Here is a 16,100-nt window from a genome sequence, read left to right as displayed (position 1 = left end):
CCCCATCGGCTACAGACCCGCCATGATGTCGGTCTCGGTGATACCCGGCCCCTGACCGGCGCGGATGAACCACTCGACGCCGAACGCCTGCGCGAAAGCCTCGTCGGGCATCGCGAGGAAGAACGAATCCTCGCTGATCTGGCTGGCGTGCGCGCGCATCGCGGCCCGCTTCTGCGGCAGGTACGCCTTGACGTCGACCCGCGCCGTCAAGATCGCTTCCGGCTTGCCGAACTCGGCGCCGCCCTCGTCGAAATCGGGGAGGTCCTCGGCCTTCATCTGCCCGGTCCGCACCGCCTCTTCCATGCCGCGGCGCATTTCGTCACTGTTGCTCGTCGCCTCGTAGACCCGCGGCGTGCCGGCCAGTTCGGCCGCGCGCATCCCGACGCGGTGCACCTGGATGTGGTCCGGATGCCCGTAACCGCCGTTGTCGTCGTAGACGGTCAGGACGTCTGCCTCCTCCTCGCGCAGGATCTCCGCGAGACGCTGGGCGGCCTCCTCGACATCGGCCTGCCAGAACGTGCCCGGCACGTCGTTGCGCGGCTCACCCATCATGCCGGAATCGGTGTACCCCAGGAACTCCACGCGTTTGGCCCCCAGCACCTCGGCCGAAGCATGCGTCTCCTCGACGCGGCGCTGCCACAACTCCTCTCCGTCGTCGAGGAACCCGTCCGGCACCTCGCCGACCTCACCCCTGGTCGCGACGACGAGCACGACACGGTGACCTTCCTCGAAGGCCTTGCGCATGACGCCGCCCGCGACGATGCACTCGTCGTCGGGGTGGGCGTGAAAACTCACCAATGTGGCCATGCTGGGGAAACTACCGGGAGGCACCGACATATTCCGGCGGCGGGAGGATCGTCCGAGCCGCCCCTCGCCACGCTTTCGTCAGCGGGCAGGGGTGCCGACGACGGATCGGCGTGGTGGGCTCCGGCTGCCTCATCAGGCATTCGGACTATCCGAAAGAACGCGCAGACTTTCGCCGGCCTACGACCAAAGTCGGGATTTTGTGGCGACCGTGTACTTTTCGGCGGATCGCCAATAGGCGGGTTCCGGTCGGCTTGCGTGAATCGTTAAGACGCGGCTCCTTAAACTTGAAGGTCCCTCTGTTAGCGTGCCTTGATCCGGCTTAAGTTTTGGGTCGTGCGGCAAGGAAGAGGGGTCCGATGCTTGAGGCGCGGGAACTGCTCGGTCCAGCGGTCGGGACGAAGGAGCAGAACCGCCGGAAGCTGATCATCGAAATCATGATCAAAGCGGACCAGCAGTCGATCCTCGCCCGGCGGCTCGGGATTTCGGGGGCCTCGGTTTCCACCGCCGTCGCTGAACTGGTGAAGAAAGGGATCGTCGAGGTCGAACACCGGCAGAAGGGCGATCCTGTCCGGTTGGCCACGACCAGGGGCGTCGCGCTGGGAATCGATCTCGGCTTCCGGCGGATGGCGGTGATCGCCAGGCCGGTCGATGGGGCCTTCGAAACGATCCAGTCCGCGATCGAGATCGAAGGCGCCAACCGCGGGTTCACTCAGTTGCTTCCTCGGTTGATGGGCCTGATCCGGACCGTGGTGGACGGGACGGGACAGGAAATGGGCGACGTCGTTTCGGCTGGACTGGCCGTGCCGAGGATGATCGATCCCCGCAGCGGGCGGTTCACCACTCCGGTCCTGCCCCCCTGGTCCGAGACCGACGACCCCGCCGCCAGCTTGGAGAAGTTGCTCGGCGTACGCGTGGCGGTGGACAACGACGCGAACTTGGGCGCGATGGCCGAGCAGACCTACGGCCTGGAGAAACCCCTGGAAACGGTGGTGTACATCAAGGCTTCGACGGGCGTCGGCGCGGGGATCATGATCGGCGACAAGCTGGTGCGCGGCGAGCGGGGGATGGCAGGCGAGATCGGTCATCTGACCGTCGACCGGGACGGCCTGGTGTGCTTGTGCGGCGGACGGGGCTGCCTCGACACCCTCGTCGGCGCCGAAGCCTTGATCAGTCAGGTGCGTCAAGCGGGACGGCGTGACTATCGCCTGCCCAACGACCTGCGCGCACTGATCGATGCGGCGCAGAAAGGTGATGCCGCGTGCCGTCGGATCGTCACCGACGCCGGCCGGATGCTGGGTTTCGCGCTGGCTCAGCTGTGCAATCTGGTGAACCCGCGCCTGGTGGTGATCGGCGGGGAACTGGCCGCCGCGCGGGAACTCGTCGTCGATCCCTGTCGTCAGGAGCTTCAGCGCTATGCCCTGGGCGGGGCGGTCGCGGACGACGGACGGTTCGAGCTGCGGACCAGTCAGCTGAACGCGCTCGCCGAGGCGCATGGCGCGCTGATCCTGGGACTGCGCGCACACCAGCAGGAGAACCCTGGCGAGGGCGCCTCCGGTGGCGTTGTTTCGAATTGAACAAAAGGCGGGCGAATGGTTCTGTTCGTCGTTAAAATCGGCACTCGGCGATGATGGAAAGAGCGGTTCACTCGGTCGTGTGATTATTTGCGGTGAGGCGAGCCGCTTTCTTCTCCGCTGCCCGAATTCCGCAGGGTCTTCCGGTAGGCCTGCCAAAGGGCCACAATTGACCCCCCGTTACGATCCTGCCTTCCCTATGGTCTAACAGGGAGATGCGCGTTCTCCTGTCGCTCAGGAGATACCTAGACTCGAAGGTGCCGACCATGAACCTGCTTCCCGTGTCCCACTCGTCGCCGGCCGGTGATCTCTCCGCCCCGGGCACCGAGGCGCCCGCCGAGGCCGTCGGCTACGAACCGCCGCTGCTCTTCGATCTCGGGCACGTGCGGGAACTGACGCTGGGCAGTTCGTCCAGTGGGAGCGCCGACTCCAACTCGCAGTACTACTGGTGAGTCCCGTGACCACCGAGGTGCCAGGCCTGCTCGGAGTCGTTCCCGGGCCGGTGCCTGCCGAGGCCGGGTCGGCCCGCGCCGAGCCGGTGTGGGCCGGTGAGACCTCGTGGGTCACGTTCGGTGCGTGGCGGGACCGCGAAGTGCGGACGGTGCGCTGCCCAGGGGGAATGCTCGCACTGGTCGGCCAATGCTTCGCGAGTGACGCGATCGTTCACGGGGACTTCCGCCACGCGCTGGAAAAGGACCGGCTCGGTGACGTCACCCGGTGGCCGGGCAGCTACCTGGCGGTGGTGGTCCGACCGGACGATGTGACCGCGTTCGTCGATCTCGCGGGCCAGTACCCGCTCTATTTCCACACGACCTCCGGCCGGACCGTGCTCGGTACCCGGGCGGGAGTCACTGCCCGGGCAGCGGGTCTGCGGCAGGAACCGGACGTGCTCGCCCTCGCGGCCGAGGTGTTCTGCCCCGGCATCCCCCTGCCGACCGATGCGCACTCCGTCTACCGGGGACTCAAGAGGGTGACGGGCGGTCAGGCGGTGCAAGTGCGCCGCGACGGCGTGTGCCGGACCTGGGTCTACGAAACCCTCGTCCCGGATCGGAACCGGTCGCCCCAGGAAGCCGCGCACGCGCTGCGTGCGGCCCTCGAGAACGCCGTTCGCGCTCGCGCCGCACCGCGGCTGACCGCCGACTTCAGTGGTGGTCTCGACTCGACATCGCTGGCCTTCTTGGCCGCCGGGCAGCGAGATCGGGTGCTCCCGGTGTTCACCTACCACCATCCCGAAGCGCCGGCCGACGACCTGAGCCACGCGAAGCGCTATCTGGAGCACGACCGGCGGCTGCGGAACACGGTCATCACCGGCACTCGTGCCTCACTTTCCTACCAAGGGCTCGACACGGCCGCCCCGACGGATCTGCCTGATCCGGGTGCGGTCACCCAGGTCCGGACGAGGCTCCGGTTGCGGCACATCGCGGACGAGGGCGGTGGCGTGCACCTCGGTGGCGAGGGCGCGGACGCCCTTTTGGTGGCCGCGCCGGGCTATCTGGGTGATCTCGCGCGTCAAGGCGCGCTGCGGAGACTGAACCGGGAGTGCCGTCAGCTCGCCCGTCAGCGCAAGGTCGCGCCCGCTCGGGTGCTGGCGCGGTCCACGGAGCTCTCCCTGACCTCGCTCGGCCGCGCCCTGCGTTCGTCGGCGAACCGCTTCGAGCGGCCGGTGGACCGTCAGGTCCAGTGGCTGGACGCGATCGCGTGGTGGCCAGAGCCGGGTGCCGAGACCACCTGGCTGACCGGACCGATGCGGACGCGGTTGGCCGAGTTGTTGCGCGCCGGGGCCGCCGAGCTGACCCCGCCCGCGGGCGCGGGGATCGGCGATTGCGCCGCGGTGGCCGAGGTCCGGACCGCCGGAATGGTCCAGCGGCAGCTCGACGAACGCGCGCGGCCGTTCGGGATCTGGCCGCAGGCGCCATTCCTGGACAACGACGTCATCCGTGCCTGTCTCACGCTCCCCGCGTACCAGCGGGCCGATCCGGCGACCCGCAAGCCCCTGCTCCGCCGCGCGCTTTCCGGCGTCGTACCGGAAGCGGTGCTTTCGCGCAGTACCAAGGGAAACTACTCCGGCGAGGACTACAAAGGCGTCCGCGAAGCGTCGGCGGAGCTCAATGCCCGTCTGTCCCGCACGAGGCTGGCCGATCTCGGCCTGATCGAGCCGGGGAAGGTGAAGGCGGCGCTGTCGCGTGCCACCACCGGCCTGCAGACACCGTTCCCCGCGCTCAACCGGTTGTTCGCCGCCGATCTGTGGCTGCAGGGGATCGACGGTGGTGCGGCGTGACCGGGACATCGAGGGTGGTTCATGTCGAAGCCGCCGAGCACGAGGGGGGTGTGCTGTTGAATCTGCGTAGCGGTCGTTGGTACGCCCTCAACACCACCGCCGCGTTACTGTGCCGGGAGTTGCGCACCGGCGGACTCGAGACCGCGGTACAGGCGGTCAAGGATCGGCACCCGTCGGTGGGCGAAGGACGGATCCGCCGTGATGCCGAGGAAATGGTCCAGCGGCTGGCCGATCGGAACCTTGTCGTGTTCGAAACCCCGGAGGCATCGACGGTGCCCGGCACGGGTCCACCGATCGTCGCCGGCACGGGAAGCGGCCGATACCGGCTGCGGGCCAGGTTGGCCCTGGTACTGGTGACACTCCTGCTGTGCCTGCCTTTTCGCTGGACGCTCCGGGCCGCGGCGGCCCTGCGCGTACGGGGCCGCACCGCTGCCACCACGGAAGAAGCGGCGGCCATGGTCCACATGATCGACCGGGTCGCGAAGCATTTTCCCGGTCGCGTGGCCTGTCTCGAACAGTCGCTGGCCGCCGTGCTCACCGCGTGGTTGTCCCGGCGACGACTCACGTGGGTGATGGGCGTCGCCGAGGATCCGTACCGATTCCACGCCTGGGTCGAAAGCGAGGGCGTCCCGGTTCTCCCGGCGGAGGAGCCCGGCTTCTCCGGATATCGGCGGGTGCTGACCCTGTGAACGGGAAAAGGCGATCGCGGTGGCGCCGCGATCGCCTTTTCCTTCCGTCGTCGCTCAGTGGTGCAGCAACGTGATCAGCTCACTCCAATCGTACGACGGCGCCAAAAAGATCACCACGACGATGGTGATCCACCAGCGCAGCGGCAGAGTGGGGAGATCGCTACAACGGACTTCCAATGCGAAACGAACCTTCATGTCTTCACCTCCCCTGATTTCACCCGACAACCTGAGTTTGACACGGGTCGCCGAGGGGTGTCCGAGCCGCGTTTTCGCCTTTTACTTCGGCGTCTATTTCGGCTTAAGCGACGGTTTCCCTTAATTGGGAGAGGGTGATGTGTCGAAATAAAGAAATCGGGCGGGGATCGGGCGATGGTTGCTGCGATTCGAAGAACAGCGACGGGTTCGACGACCGGGGTGCGTTCCCGTGGGCTTCGCTGTGCGTCCTCGGCCGTCGCCTTCGGCCGTCCGGCGTTGTCGCGGCGGGAGACCTCGTACGTTGCGTCCGGCCTGCCCGAAGCGGCCGGACGGCCGAAGATTTGAACGTCCGCCGTGATGACCGGAAGCCGCGACGGTAATCCCGAAGCAGACGTCCGGTCCGACTACGGCCAGAACGTCCTCGTCGGGGATCGGAAAGCGCTGGGATAGTTCACCCGGCCGGGTGAGTGGCCGGTAACGGTTCAAGCGGGGAAGGTCCGCCTCAGGAACTCCAGTGTCAGCTCCCAGGCGGCGGCCGCGGGCTCGGGCTGATGGAACATCGGCGCCACGTGGTTGTGGAACGCGTGCCCCGCGCCTTCGTGAATGTGGATCTCCGCGCCGTCGTGAGAAGCCACCGCGTCGGCCAGCTTCCGCACACCCTCGACGGGGATGTACGGATCCGCCCCGCCGAACTGGAACTGAATGGGGCAGGAGATCTTGTCCAGCAACGGGATCTGCCCCGGCACCTGTGAGCCGTAGTACGACACGGCGACGTCCGGGGTGCCTTCGGCGGCTGCGGCGTAGGCCATCGAACCGCCGAGGCAGAAGCCGAAGACGCCCGCGCGGCCATCGGTTTCGGGCAGGTCGCGGAGCATGGCCAGGGTCGCGAGGACGTCGTTGACCGCGCGTGCCGGGTCGAGTTTCCCGGCGACCTCCATCGACGCCGAGACGCCGGCTTCGTCGTGCGTGGCGGACCAGGAGGGGGCGATCCGCCAGAACAGTTCGGGCACGGCGACGACGTAGCCGAGCGCAGCCAGGTCGGCGGCGACCGATTTGAGGTAGTCGTCGAGGCCGAAGATCTCCTGGATCAGCACCAGACCGGGGCCGGAGCCGGATTCGGGCAGCCAGAGCGGGGCTTCGAACGCGCCGTCGGCGACGGTCACCTGGGTCATCGGGTTCCTTCCAGTGCGCGTACGAGGCAATCCGCCACCAGCGCCGCCTGCGTGCCGTCGGGGTCGAGGTCGGGATCGAAGATGGTCAGTTCCAGTCCGGCCGCGCCGGGGAGCGCGACCAGCCCGCGGAGGAGTTCGACCAGCGCGTCCGGGCCGAGGCCGCCGGGGTCGGGACTGTCCACAGCGGACACGAACTCCGGGTCGAGCGTGTCGATGTCGATGTGGATCCAGAAACCGTCCAGCGGCGCGAAGATCTCGCGCGCCGCGGCGAGTGCGCCCGAGGTGCCGGACGCCATGATCTCCTGGCTGGTGAACGTGCGAAGCCCGGCTTCGCGCGCTTCGGCGGACTCCTCTTCGCGGACGCCCAGAACCAGGACGTCCTCGTCGCGGACGTACGGCGAGAGGCCGTCCACATCGGCCAGTTCCGGAGCGCCGCGGCCGGTCACGACGGCCAGGGCCTCACCGCCGACCGCGCCGACGTGGTCGGCGTTACCGAGGTGCCGGAAGTCGTCGTGCCCGTCGAAGTAGACGATCCCGAAGCGGCCTTCGCGACGCAGAGTCAGCGTCGCGGCGAGAGCGATCGAGCAGTCGCCGCCGAGTACGACCGGGAAGCCGCCGTCCGCGCGGATCTTCGCCAGCCGTCCGGCCAGCTTCGCCGTGTAGTCGGCTATGCCCGCGGCGTTGCGGACACCGCTTCCGGGCGACCAGTCGGGCAGGTAACGCGGCGGGGTGACCACGCCGCCATCGGCGGCGCCCAAGCGAGTGAGCAGGCCGTGATCACGCAGCGCACCCGGCGCCTTGTAACAGCCCGGGACCACTCCTTCGGCGGGCGGACGCAGTCCGAGATTCGACGGTGCGTCGAGCAGTACGAGATTCCCCATGCCCACACCGTAGTAGTGACTCCTGGTGTCGCGCTGTCCGTCCCCTTAGGTTGGAAGGCTCACTGTAGGAGGCGCGATGGTGGAGCGGACGAAGTACATCCTCGACGAAGCTGACATGCCGACCCGCTGGTACAACGTCATCCCGGATCTCCCGGAGCCACCACCGCCGCCCCTGCATCCGGGCACGCGCGAGCCGGTCGGCCCGGACGATCTCGCGCCGCTCTTCCCGCAGGCGCTCATCGCTCAAGAGGTCACCACCGAACGGTACGTCGACATCCCCGAAGAGGTTCAGGACGTCTACCGGCTCTGGCGTCCGTCGCCCCTGTTCCGCGCGCGACGCCTGGAGAAGGCGCTCGGCACGCCGGCGCGCATCTACTACAAGTACGAGGGTGTCAGCCCGGTCGGTTCGCACAAGCCCAACACCGCGGTGCCGCAAGCGTTCTACAACGCGGCCGAGGGTGTCACCAGGCTGACCACGGAGACCGGCGCCGGACAGTGGGGGAGCGCGCTCGCCTTCGCCTGCGCCACTTTCGGCCTCGAATGCGAGGTATGGCAGGTCCGCGCCTCCTACGACCAGAAGCCGTACCGCAAGCTGATGATGGAGACCTTCGGTGCGACGGTGCATCCCAGCCCGTCCACGCTGACCGGGTCCGGCCGCGCGATCCTGGCCGCCGACCCGGACTCCACCGGGAGTCTCGGGATCGCGATCAGCGAGGCGGTGGAGCAGGCCGCGCAGGCGGAGAACACGCGGTACGCGCTGGGCAGCGTGCTCAACCATGTCCTGCTGCACCAGACGATCATCGGCGAAGAGGCGCTCAAGCAGTTCGAACTCGCCGGGGACACCCCGGACGTCCTCGTCGGCTGCACCGGCGGCGGATCGAACTTCGGCGGGCTGGCCTTCCCGTTCCTGCGGGAGAAACTCGCCGGGCGGATGGACCCGGTGATCCGCGCGGTCGAGCCGGCCGCCTGCCCTTCGCTCACCCGGGGGAAGTACGCGTACGACTTCGGGGACACCGCCGGGCTGACGCCGTTGCTCAAGATGCACACCCTCGGTCACGACTTCATCCCCGACCCGATTCACGCGGGTGGCCTGCGCTACCACGGGATGTCACCGCTGATCTCGCATATCCACGAACTCGGGCTGATCGACGCGATCGCCATCGGCCAAGAGGATTGTTTCGCCGCCGGGGTGCGATTCGCCCGTACGGAAGGCATCATCCCCGCGCCCGAGCCGACGCACGCGCTCGCGGCCTGTATTCAGGAAGCATTGCGGTGCAAGGAAACCGGTGAGGAGAAGGTGATCTTGACCGCGCTCTGCGGCCACGCGCACCTCGACCTCCCCGCGTACGGCGCGTACCTGGCGGGCGAGATGGTGGACAACAACCTCTCCGAAGCCGCCCTCGAGAAGTCTCTCGCCGGCCTCCCGTGATCGCGTTTAGTCCTCTGAATGCGGTCCTTGCGCGTGCAACTACCGCATTCAGAGGACTGAACGCGGGGTCAGCCGGTCACCTGGTAGCCGGACGTCCGGTTCCGCCCGGTGTTCTTGGCCTCGTACAGCGCCCGGTCCGCGACAGCGATCAGGGCGTCCAGGTCGGTCATGCCCGGCCGGTCGGCGAGGCCGATCGAAACGGTGACGTGCTCCGGCAGATCATCGGCGTGCGAAGCGATACTCGACCGGATCCGCTCCGCGATCGCGTGCGCGTGCACGGCGGGGGTGCCGGGTAGCAGGACGACGAACTCCTCGCCGCCGAACCGCCCGACCAGGTCGGTTCCGCGTACCTCGGTCCGCAGCGTCTCCGCGATGGCGGCGAGGTACTGGTCGCCGACCAGATGCCCGTGCCGGTCGTTGATGAGCTTGAACCGGTCGACGTCGAGCATCAGCAGGCTGGTGTGCCGTCCCGCGCGGCACGCGCGGTCGAGTTCGTCGGTCGCGGCGTCGCGCCACGCCTTGGCGTTGAGCAACCCGGTCTTCGCGTCGCTGCGTGCCTGCCGCTTCAGTTGCCGCAGCAGCACGCCGCGGTGCAGCACCAGCGTGATCCCGACGATCAGCAGCAGTACCACCGGCCAGTCCCGCAGCGCCCACGCCACCACGACACCGAGCGCGATCGTCGCCGCTTCGAGGGCGTACTCGAACGGCTTCGCCAGCGCGTCGCGCAGCCTGTCATGAGGGGTGCCGTAGTAGACCGCGATGGTCATCAACACCGTGTTGACCAGCAGGAACACCCCGCCGGCCACGACGACCACGCCGAACGACCGGACGTCGCGGGGCATCACGTCGAACGGGACCGCGTACCGGTCGAGGAAGGCGGCGGCCGCGAAACCCGAGAGCACGGTCGCCGACATCGAGAACGTCCGCCGGAACAGCGGGTTCGGCTGCCCTCGGTACCAGCGGTAGAAGAAGGACACGGCGATGACCAGCGCGGCGAGCGTGGGATGCACCAGCAGGACCGCGGCGAAGGTCCAGACGCTGTCCAGCGAGATGTGCGGCGTTCCCGCGAACCGCTCCCGCACCCGTTCCACCGGACGCGACAACTCCGTGTACAGCACGATGCTGGCGATCAGGACCGCGAAAGGGACCGCGTCGCCGGGGTTGAGGGGCACACGGAGAAGAGTCCAGGCGGATCCCACGATCGCCGCGACGTCCACCAGGAGGACGAAGCCGATCAAATTGCGGTGGGGTAGCCGCCACAGCGCCCAATTCGTTAGCGCCACGGTGACGAACGTAATCGGTTGGATACTAGGTGTCACTACGCTGTATGGGTAGGCGTGGGTGCACCACGCGTGACCGGATCCGAGGGTGTGAGGGGGTGGGACCCATGCGCGGGCAGAACTGGTGAATACCCGGTTCCGGTCAAAGGGGGTGAAGCGGGGCCACGTGGCGCCAAGCCCGGGTGGCCGGAACAGCCACTACGAGACCGGCGAGTGCGATGACCGAGACCGTCGTCGCGGGTGAACCGAGTACGCCGACGAGCAGGCCGCCGGCGATCAGCCCGATTCCCTGCACGGCGATGAGTCCCGACCCGGCGAGGCCGAAGGCCTGGCCTCGTTCGGTGTCGGGTACCAGCCGCATGAACGTGGTGCTCGCGGTGACCTGGTAGGCCGCGCACATCCCGGACAGCACGAGCAGTCCGGCGGCGTAGGGCAGCGATGGCCGGAACCAGAACGCCGCGAGCGGCACGATCGCGCCGAGTGCCAGCGCGCCGACCAGCTTCAACCGCACTTCGGGCCGCACGAGACGGCCGAGGACGAACACCCCGAGCACGATTCCGGCCGGATGCGCCGCGAGCAGCAGTCCCGCCGTCACCGCCCCGCCGCCGATCTCCGCGGCGTAGGGCACGGCCAGCCCCTCCGGCACGATCACGAATCCCGCCAGCCACGCCAGGCCGACCAGCGCCCGCAGCCGCCGGTCACGCCAGATCGTGCGGGCACCCGCCGAAAGCCGCCGCATCGTCGACGTCGCGGGCCCGTCGGCTCCCGTCGCGGGCCGGGCGCGGACGCCGAGCCGCAGGACGATCGCGGAGATCCCGAACGTCACCGCGTCGAGGGCGAGACCGCGGCCGGTCCCGACGGTGGCGATCACCGCGCCGCCCAACGCGAATCCGGCCAGCTGGCCGATCTGGTTGGTGATCTTCAGCAACGACTGGCCGAGCACGTACTGGTCCCCGCTCAGCACCGACGGCAGGACCGCGGCCTGCGCGGCGGTGAACGGCGCGTTGGCCAGCTGCACCACCACCAGCACGGCGGCGAGGACGGGCAGTGGGATGCCGGGGATCGCGAGCACCGCGACCAGGAGTGCCCGGACGACGTCGGAACAGACCATCACCGCGCGGCGCGGGAACCGGTCGGCCAGGCCACCGAGCAGCGGCCCGCCGATCAGATCGGGCAGGTACGTGAGGGCGTAGGTCAGCGCGGGCCAGGTCGCCGACCGGGTCCTTTCGAACACCAGGACCGACAGGGCGACCCTGGCCACCTGGTCGCCGAGGATCGACTGGAGTTCCGCGAACCAGATCGCCCGCAGTTCACCGACCGCGAAGATCTGCCGGAAGGTCGCCGTCGAGGTCACGAGGTGGCCACCCCCGTTCGGTCGGGTCGGCCACTCAGCGTACCGCCCCGGACGCGCTAGGTGAACGCGTCCGGGTGAAAATTACTCCGTACCGCAGGTGATCTTCGGCTGCGGGTTGTAATGCACGTTGCGGGTGTGGCGCCGGACCTCGCGACCGGTCGCGGCGTCCTTGATGACCCGGGTGTCCGAGGTGGTGAAGCCGGGGGCGCCGTTACTGGGCTTGCAGTTCTCGGCGGGGCCGGGCTTCGTCGGCGGGTCGGCCGGGTTGGAGCGGCCGCCCGGAATCGACTCGACGGTGTACTTCTTGGTGCCCCAGAGCCGGATCGTGATGTCCGACGGCGACCAGATGGTCTGGATCGCGACCCCGGTGTCACCGTCGTTGGTGAACTTCAGGTCGATCACGCTGCCGCCGTTGTGGTTCTGGAACACGGTCGCTTCGCGCGCGGCGGGGTAGCGACTGATGTAGTAGCTGTGTTCCTTGTGCTCGGTGTCCTTCATCCCGGCGAAGTACGACGCGTTGTACAGAGTGGTCGCGAACTGCGAGATCCCGCCGCCGACCTCGCGGCCGGGCGCGCCGTCCTTGATGACACCGGCCTCGACGTAGCCCTGCGCCGCACCTCGCGGCCCGGTGAACCCGTTGAGGCTGAACGTCTCGTTCGGCTTCACGATGGCGCCGTTGACCTTCTGCGCCACGACGCGGATGTTCGTCCCCGAGTCCGGGGCGAAGCCGCCGGTCTTGAACTCGCTGACGACCTCCTTGATACCGAGCTGGTTCGCCTGCTCGGTGGTCACCTTGGCCGGGGTCTTCTTGTAGGTCACCGGCAGCTCGCGGGCGCCGGTGACCTTGAGGACGTCGAGGATCGGCTTGAGGCTCGGCTCCCAGTCCACGACGTTGGCGTCCTCGGAGGGCTGGACGGTCGGCTTGCCGCCTTCGAAGACGATCTGCGCGTCCTTGCCCTCCTTCTCGGTGGACTTCAGCTGCGGACCCGCGGCTTCGATGATCTTGTTGTTGTCCACCTTCGGGTTCAGCACGCCGCCGTCGGCGGGCTCGAAGGTCAGCGCACCCGCGATGGCGTCGGGTTTGACGATGGCGTCCTTGCCCTCGCCCTTGATCACCAGCGGCGCCGCCACGGCGGGTTTGGCGAACTGTTCGAGGGCGGCGTGGACGGCTTCCGGCGACACCTTGACCGGGGTCTGGGTGATCGCGAGCGTGAGCGGTTCGCCGGAGGCCCAGCGGTCGAGGATGGTCTGCTTGGCGGCCTCGACGTCGAGCTTCTGCCCGGTCTTCGGCTCGACGGCGACCGGCTTGGCCTCTTCGAAGCGGATGGTGCCTTCGACCGGTTCGCGGTCGATCTTGTCGCGCAGGCCCTCCAGCGCGGATCCGAGCTTCTCGTCCTCGGTGTGCGTGACGACGCCGACCTCGGTGGTGGAGAAGAGCGACGCGATCCGCGTGAACGGGTTCAGCGGCTGGTCGCCCGCCTGGTCGAGGGTGGCGGGCCAGTCGAGGGTCAGACCTGCCTTGTTCGGCGCCAGCGACTCTTCGACGTCACCCGCGACGACCTTGACCGGCCGGGTCAGCCGCGGCTCGATGCCGCCCCGGAGCTCCTTCTCGGCCGCGGCGCGGTCCATCCCGCCGACATCGACCCCGGCGACGGTGACGCCGCGGGGGACGCTGCCCTGGGAGACCAGCACGTCGACGGCGTACACGGCGACCAGCAGGCCGAACACGCCGCCGCCGATGAAGGCGGCCTTGCGGTAGCTGCGTCGGCGCTTCGGTGGCGCGGGCTCCTCAGGCGTGGCAGACTCCGCGAACCCGGGCGTGATGACCGGGAGAATGTCCGTCTGCTCTGCATGGGACTCGGGCCAGCGCGGTTCCTGCGGCAACTCTCCACCCTCCACGGTCCGGTGGGGGCCGGACGTCGTGATCGAACATCCGGGCCTTCCACACGTTCCGGACGTACCTTCAAGATACGGGGCGCGTTTTGTGGGCCTGCAACTCGCCCGGTCGGGTGAGCGGGTCACTCCGTCAGGTGGTCACTGCGCGTCAGGTTCCGGGTTTTCACCGGCTCTGGCGAGAAAGTCGAAGTCACAGCCCTGGTCGGCTTGCGTGATGTGTTCGGAGTACAACGCGCCGTAACCCCGTTCGTGGCGCGGGACGGGCTTCGTCCACTGTGCCCGGCGGCGTTGCAATTCGGCATCATCGACGTCGAGGGTGAGCCGTCGTGAAGGGACGTCCAAAGTGATCGGATCACCGTCGCGGACCAGGGCGAGCGGTCCGCCGACGTGGGATTCCGGTGCGACGTGCAGGACGCAGGCGCCGTAGCTCGTGCCGCTCATGCGGGCGTCGGAAACGCGGACCATGTCGCGGACTCCCTTGGCCAGCAGGTGATCGGGGATCGGCAGCATGCCGTACTCGGGCATGCCGGGGCCGCCGAGCGGACCCGAACCACGCAGTACCAGTACGGAATCCTCGGTGATGTCGAGCGCGGGGTCGTTGATGCGCTTCTTCAGGTCCTTGTAGTCGTCGAAGACCACGGCGGGCCCGGTGTGGACGAGCAGACGGGGTTCCGCCGCGATGTGCTTGATCACCGCTCCCGAAGGCGCGAGATTGCCGCGCAGCACCGCGACGCCTCCTTCGGTGGCGACAGGGTTTTCGCGCGTGCGGATTACGTCGTCGTTGTGTACGCGAGCGGTTTCGAGTGTCTCGCCGAGGGTTCTGCCGGTGACGGTGACGCGATCGGTGTGCAGCAGGTCTTCCAGCCGGGAGAGCAGACCGGGAAGCCCGCCCGCGTAATAGAAGTCCTCCATCAGCCAAGCCCCGCCGGGCCGGATGTCCGCCAGTACCGGGACCCGCCGCGCGATCGCGTCGAAATCGTCGACGGACAAGGGGATCTGCCCGCGGCCTGCCATCGCGATCAGGTGGATGACCGCGTTGGTGGAGCCGCCGAGCGCGAGGACGGTGGTGATCGCGTCGGCGTACGCGCGCTTGTCGAGGATCTTCGTGATCGTGAGGTCCTCCCACACCATGCCCACGACGCGCGCGCCGCTCGCCGAGGCCATCCGGTGGTGCGCCGAATCGACGGCGGGGATCGACGCCGCGCCGGGCAGGGTCAGCCCGAGCACTTCGGCGACCGACATCATCGTCGAGGCGGTGCCCATCGTCATACAGGTACCGGGGGAGCGGGCGAGCCCACGCTCCAATTCGGACAGTTCCTCGTCGCCGATCAGCCCGGCCCGCTTGTCGTCCCAGTACTTCCACATGTCGGTGCCGCTGCCGAGTACCTCGTCGCGCCAGTGGCCGCGCAACATCGGCCCGGCGGGCACGAAGATGGCGGGCAGTCCCGCGCTCGCCGCGCCCATCAGCAACGCCGGCGTCGTCTTGTCACAGCCGCCCATGAGGACGGCGCCGTCGACCGGATAGGACCGCAGGATCTCTTCGGCCTCCATCGACAACATGTTGCGGTACAACATCGGCGTCGGTTTCTGGAAGGTCTCCGACAGCGTCGCGACCGGGAATTCCAGCGGGAAACCGCCCGCCTGCCACACCCCGCGCTTGACCTGCTCCGCGCGCTCGCGCAGATGCATATGGCAGGGATTGATGTCGCTCCAGGTGTTGAGGATCGCGATGACGGGCTTCCCGAGGTGCTCTTCCGGGTTGTAGCCGAGTTGCCTGCTGCGTGCCCGGTGGCTGAACCCGCGCAGTTCGTCGCCGCCGAACCAGCGGTGGCTGCGGAGCTCCTCAGGGGTTTTCATGACCCGAGTATGGCATCTCATATATGATCTGCTCATGGCATCGACGTTCAGTCTTCCCGCCTCGCGTACCGAAGTGGTACTCGAGGAGATCCGCCGCGGCATCCTCACTCGTGAGCTGAAGCCCGGCCAGCCACTGGTGGAGGCCGAACTCGCGGCGCGGCTCGGAGTGTCGAAGACGCCGGTCCGCGAAGCGCTCAAAGTGCTGTCGAACTCGGGGCTCGTGACCTTCAGCCCGTACAAGGGCGCGTCGGTCTGCGTGGTGGACGCGGAACTGGCGAAGTCGGTCTACGACATCCGTATGGTGCTGGAGCCCGAAGCCGTGCGCCGGTCGGTGGAACGCCGCTCGCCGGACCTGCTCGAAGACGCCGCTGAGGCGCTGAAGGAGGCGTCGGCGGCGATCGCGGACAAGGATCAGGCCGCGCTCAGCCTGCTCAACCGGCGTTTCCACCGTGCGCTCTACAGTGGCTGCGGCAACCCGCTGATGGTCTCGATGCTCGACGGGCTCAAAGACCGCGCCGCGCTGATCAGCGTCGTCGGGTGGGAGGCGAATCCCAGCTGGCGCAAGGAGTGGAACGAGCACAAGGCGGTGCTCGCGGCGGCGAAGAAAGGCGACGCCGACGGTGCGGCCGGGTTGCTGCGAGCGCATATCGGGGACTTCCTCGACCGGATCCTCGACGCCATCGGGGAGTAG

Annotated in this window: 14 protein-coding genes; 6 read left to right on the top strand and 8 right to left on the bottom strand. The window is 68.3% G+C overall.

The window, feature by feature from the left end:
- Positions 1-9: 9 nt before the first annotated feature.
- Complete coding sequence (locus H5J31_RS05775; protein WP_181771408.1) at positions 10-807, bottom strand: PIG-L family deacetylase; 798 nt, start codon at positions 805-807, stop codon at positions 10-12.
- Between the two features lie 356 nt (positions 808-1,163).
- On the opposite strand from H5J31_RS05775, the gene H5J31_RS05770 reads away from it, so the two are divergent.
- The 4 genes from H5J31_RS05770 to H5J31_RS05755 all read left to right on the top strand — a co-directional run bounded on the left by H5J31_RS05770 (position 1,164) and on the right by H5J31_RS05755 (position 5,345).
- On the top strand, positions 1,164-2,381 hold the full coding sequence (locus H5J31_RS05770) for an ROK family transcriptional regulator (protein WP_181771407.1): 1,218 nt from the start codon (positions 1,164-1,166) through the stop codon (positions 2,379-2,381).
- Between the two features lie 263 nt (positions 2,382-2,644).
- Positions 2,645-2,830, top strand: coding sequence for a lasso RiPP family leader peptide-containing protein (locus H5J31_RS05765; RefSeq protein ID WP_181771406.1), 186 nt, complete (start codon positions 2,645-2,647; stop codon positions 2,828-2,830).
- 5 nt (positions 2,831-2,835) lie between these two features.
- Entirely contained in the window at positions 2,836-4,656 is a 1,821-nt protein-coding gene (locus tag H5J31_RS05760; RefSeq protein WP_181771405.1) for an albusnodin/ikarugamycin family macrolactam cyclase, read from the top strand.
- A 56-nt stretch (positions 4,657-4,712) separates the two neighbouring features.
- On the top strand, positions 4,713-5,345 hold the full coding sequence (locus H5J31_RS05755) for a lasso peptide biosynthesis B2 protein (protein ID WP_181771404.1): 633 nt from the start codon (positions 4,713-4,715) through the stop codon (positions 5,343-5,345).
- A gap of 54 nt (positions 5,346-5,399) precedes the next feature.
- Here H5J31_RS05755 and H5J31_RS05750 read toward each other — a convergent pair whose 3' ends face one another.
- The 3 genes from H5J31_RS05750 to H5J31_RS05740 form a co-directional block, all read right to left on the bottom strand.
- The gene (locus H5J31_RS05750; protein ID WP_181771403.1) at positions 5,400-5,540 is read right to left on the bottom strand and encodes a hypothetical protein; all 141 of its coding nucleotides are present in this window, start codon (positions 5,538-5,540) and stop codon (positions 5,400-5,402) included.
- Between the two features lie 482 nt (positions 5,541-6,022).
- Positions 6,023-6,712 (bottom strand): dienelactone hydrolase family protein, encoded by a 690-nt coding sequence (locus H5J31_RS05745; RefSeq protein WP_181771402.1) that lies wholly within the window; start codon positions 6,710-6,712, stop codon positions 6,023-6,025.
- Positions 6,709-7,593 (bottom strand): arginase family protein, encoded by an 885-nt coding sequence (locus H5J31_RS05740; protein WP_181771401.1) that lies wholly within the window; start codon positions 7,591-7,593, stop codon positions 6,709-6,711. Before H5J31_RS05740 ends, H5J31_RS05745 begins: the two co-directional genes overlap by 4 nt.
- 76 nt (positions 7,594-7,669) lie before the next feature.
- On the opposite strand from H5J31_RS05740, the gene H5J31_RS05735 reads away from it, so the two are divergent.
- Positions 7,670-9,022, top strand: coding sequence for a TrpB-like pyridoxal phosphate-dependent enzyme (locus tag H5J31_RS05735; RefSeq protein ID WP_181771400.1), 1,353 nt, complete (start codon positions 7,670-7,672; stop codon positions 9,020-9,022).
- A 68-nt stretch (positions 9,023-9,090) separates the two neighbouring features.
- Here H5J31_RS05735 and H5J31_RS05730 read toward each other — a convergent pair whose 3' ends face one another.
- From H5J31_RS05730 to araD, 4 genes are all read right to left on the bottom strand, one after another.
- The gene (locus H5J31_RS05730) at positions 9,091-10,305 is read right to left on the bottom strand and encodes a GGDEF domain-containing protein (RefSeq protein WP_328701388.1); all 1,215 of its coding nucleotides are present in this window, start codon (positions 10,303-10,305) and stop codon (positions 9,091-9,093) included.
- Between the two features lie 139 nt (positions 10,306-10,444).
- Entirely contained in the window at positions 10,445-11,656 is a 1,212-nt protein-coding gene (locus H5J31_RS05725) for an MFS transporter (protein WP_181771399.1), read from the bottom strand.
- Positions 11,657-11,737: 81 nt separating this feature from the next.
- Positions 11,738-13,540 carry a VanW family protein gene (locus H5J31_RS05720; protein WP_181771398.1) on the bottom strand — a complete coding sequence of 601 codons (1,803 nt, stop codon included), beginning with the start codon at positions 13,538-13,540 and terminating at the stop codon, positions 11,738-11,740.
- 150 nt (positions 13,541-13,690) lie between these two features.
- Positions 13,691-15,409: an L-arabinonate dehydratase gene (araD, locus tag H5J31_RS05715; protein ID WP_181771397.1), complete on the bottom strand. Its 1,719-nt coding sequence runs from the start codon at positions 15,407-15,409 to the stop codon at positions 13,691-13,693.
- A 34-nt stretch (positions 15,410-15,443) separates the two neighbouring features.
- Here araD and H5J31_RS05710 point away from each other — a divergent pair, with 34 nt between their 5' ends.
- Positions 15,444-16,100, top strand: a complete 657-nt coding sequence (locus H5J31_RS05710; RefSeq protein WP_181771396.1) for a GntR family transcriptional regulator — start codon at positions 15,444-15,446, stop codon at positions 16,098-16,100.

This window comes from Amycolatopsis pittospori, assembly GCF_013870525.1.
GTDB classification, from domain to species: domain Bacteria; phylum Actinomycetota; class Actinomycetes; order Mycobacteriales; family Pseudonocardiaceae; genus Amycolatopsis; species Amycolatopsis pittospori.
Note: the sequence above shows the minus strand (reverse complement) of the source record. Positions and strands in the feature narration are given on the sequence as shown.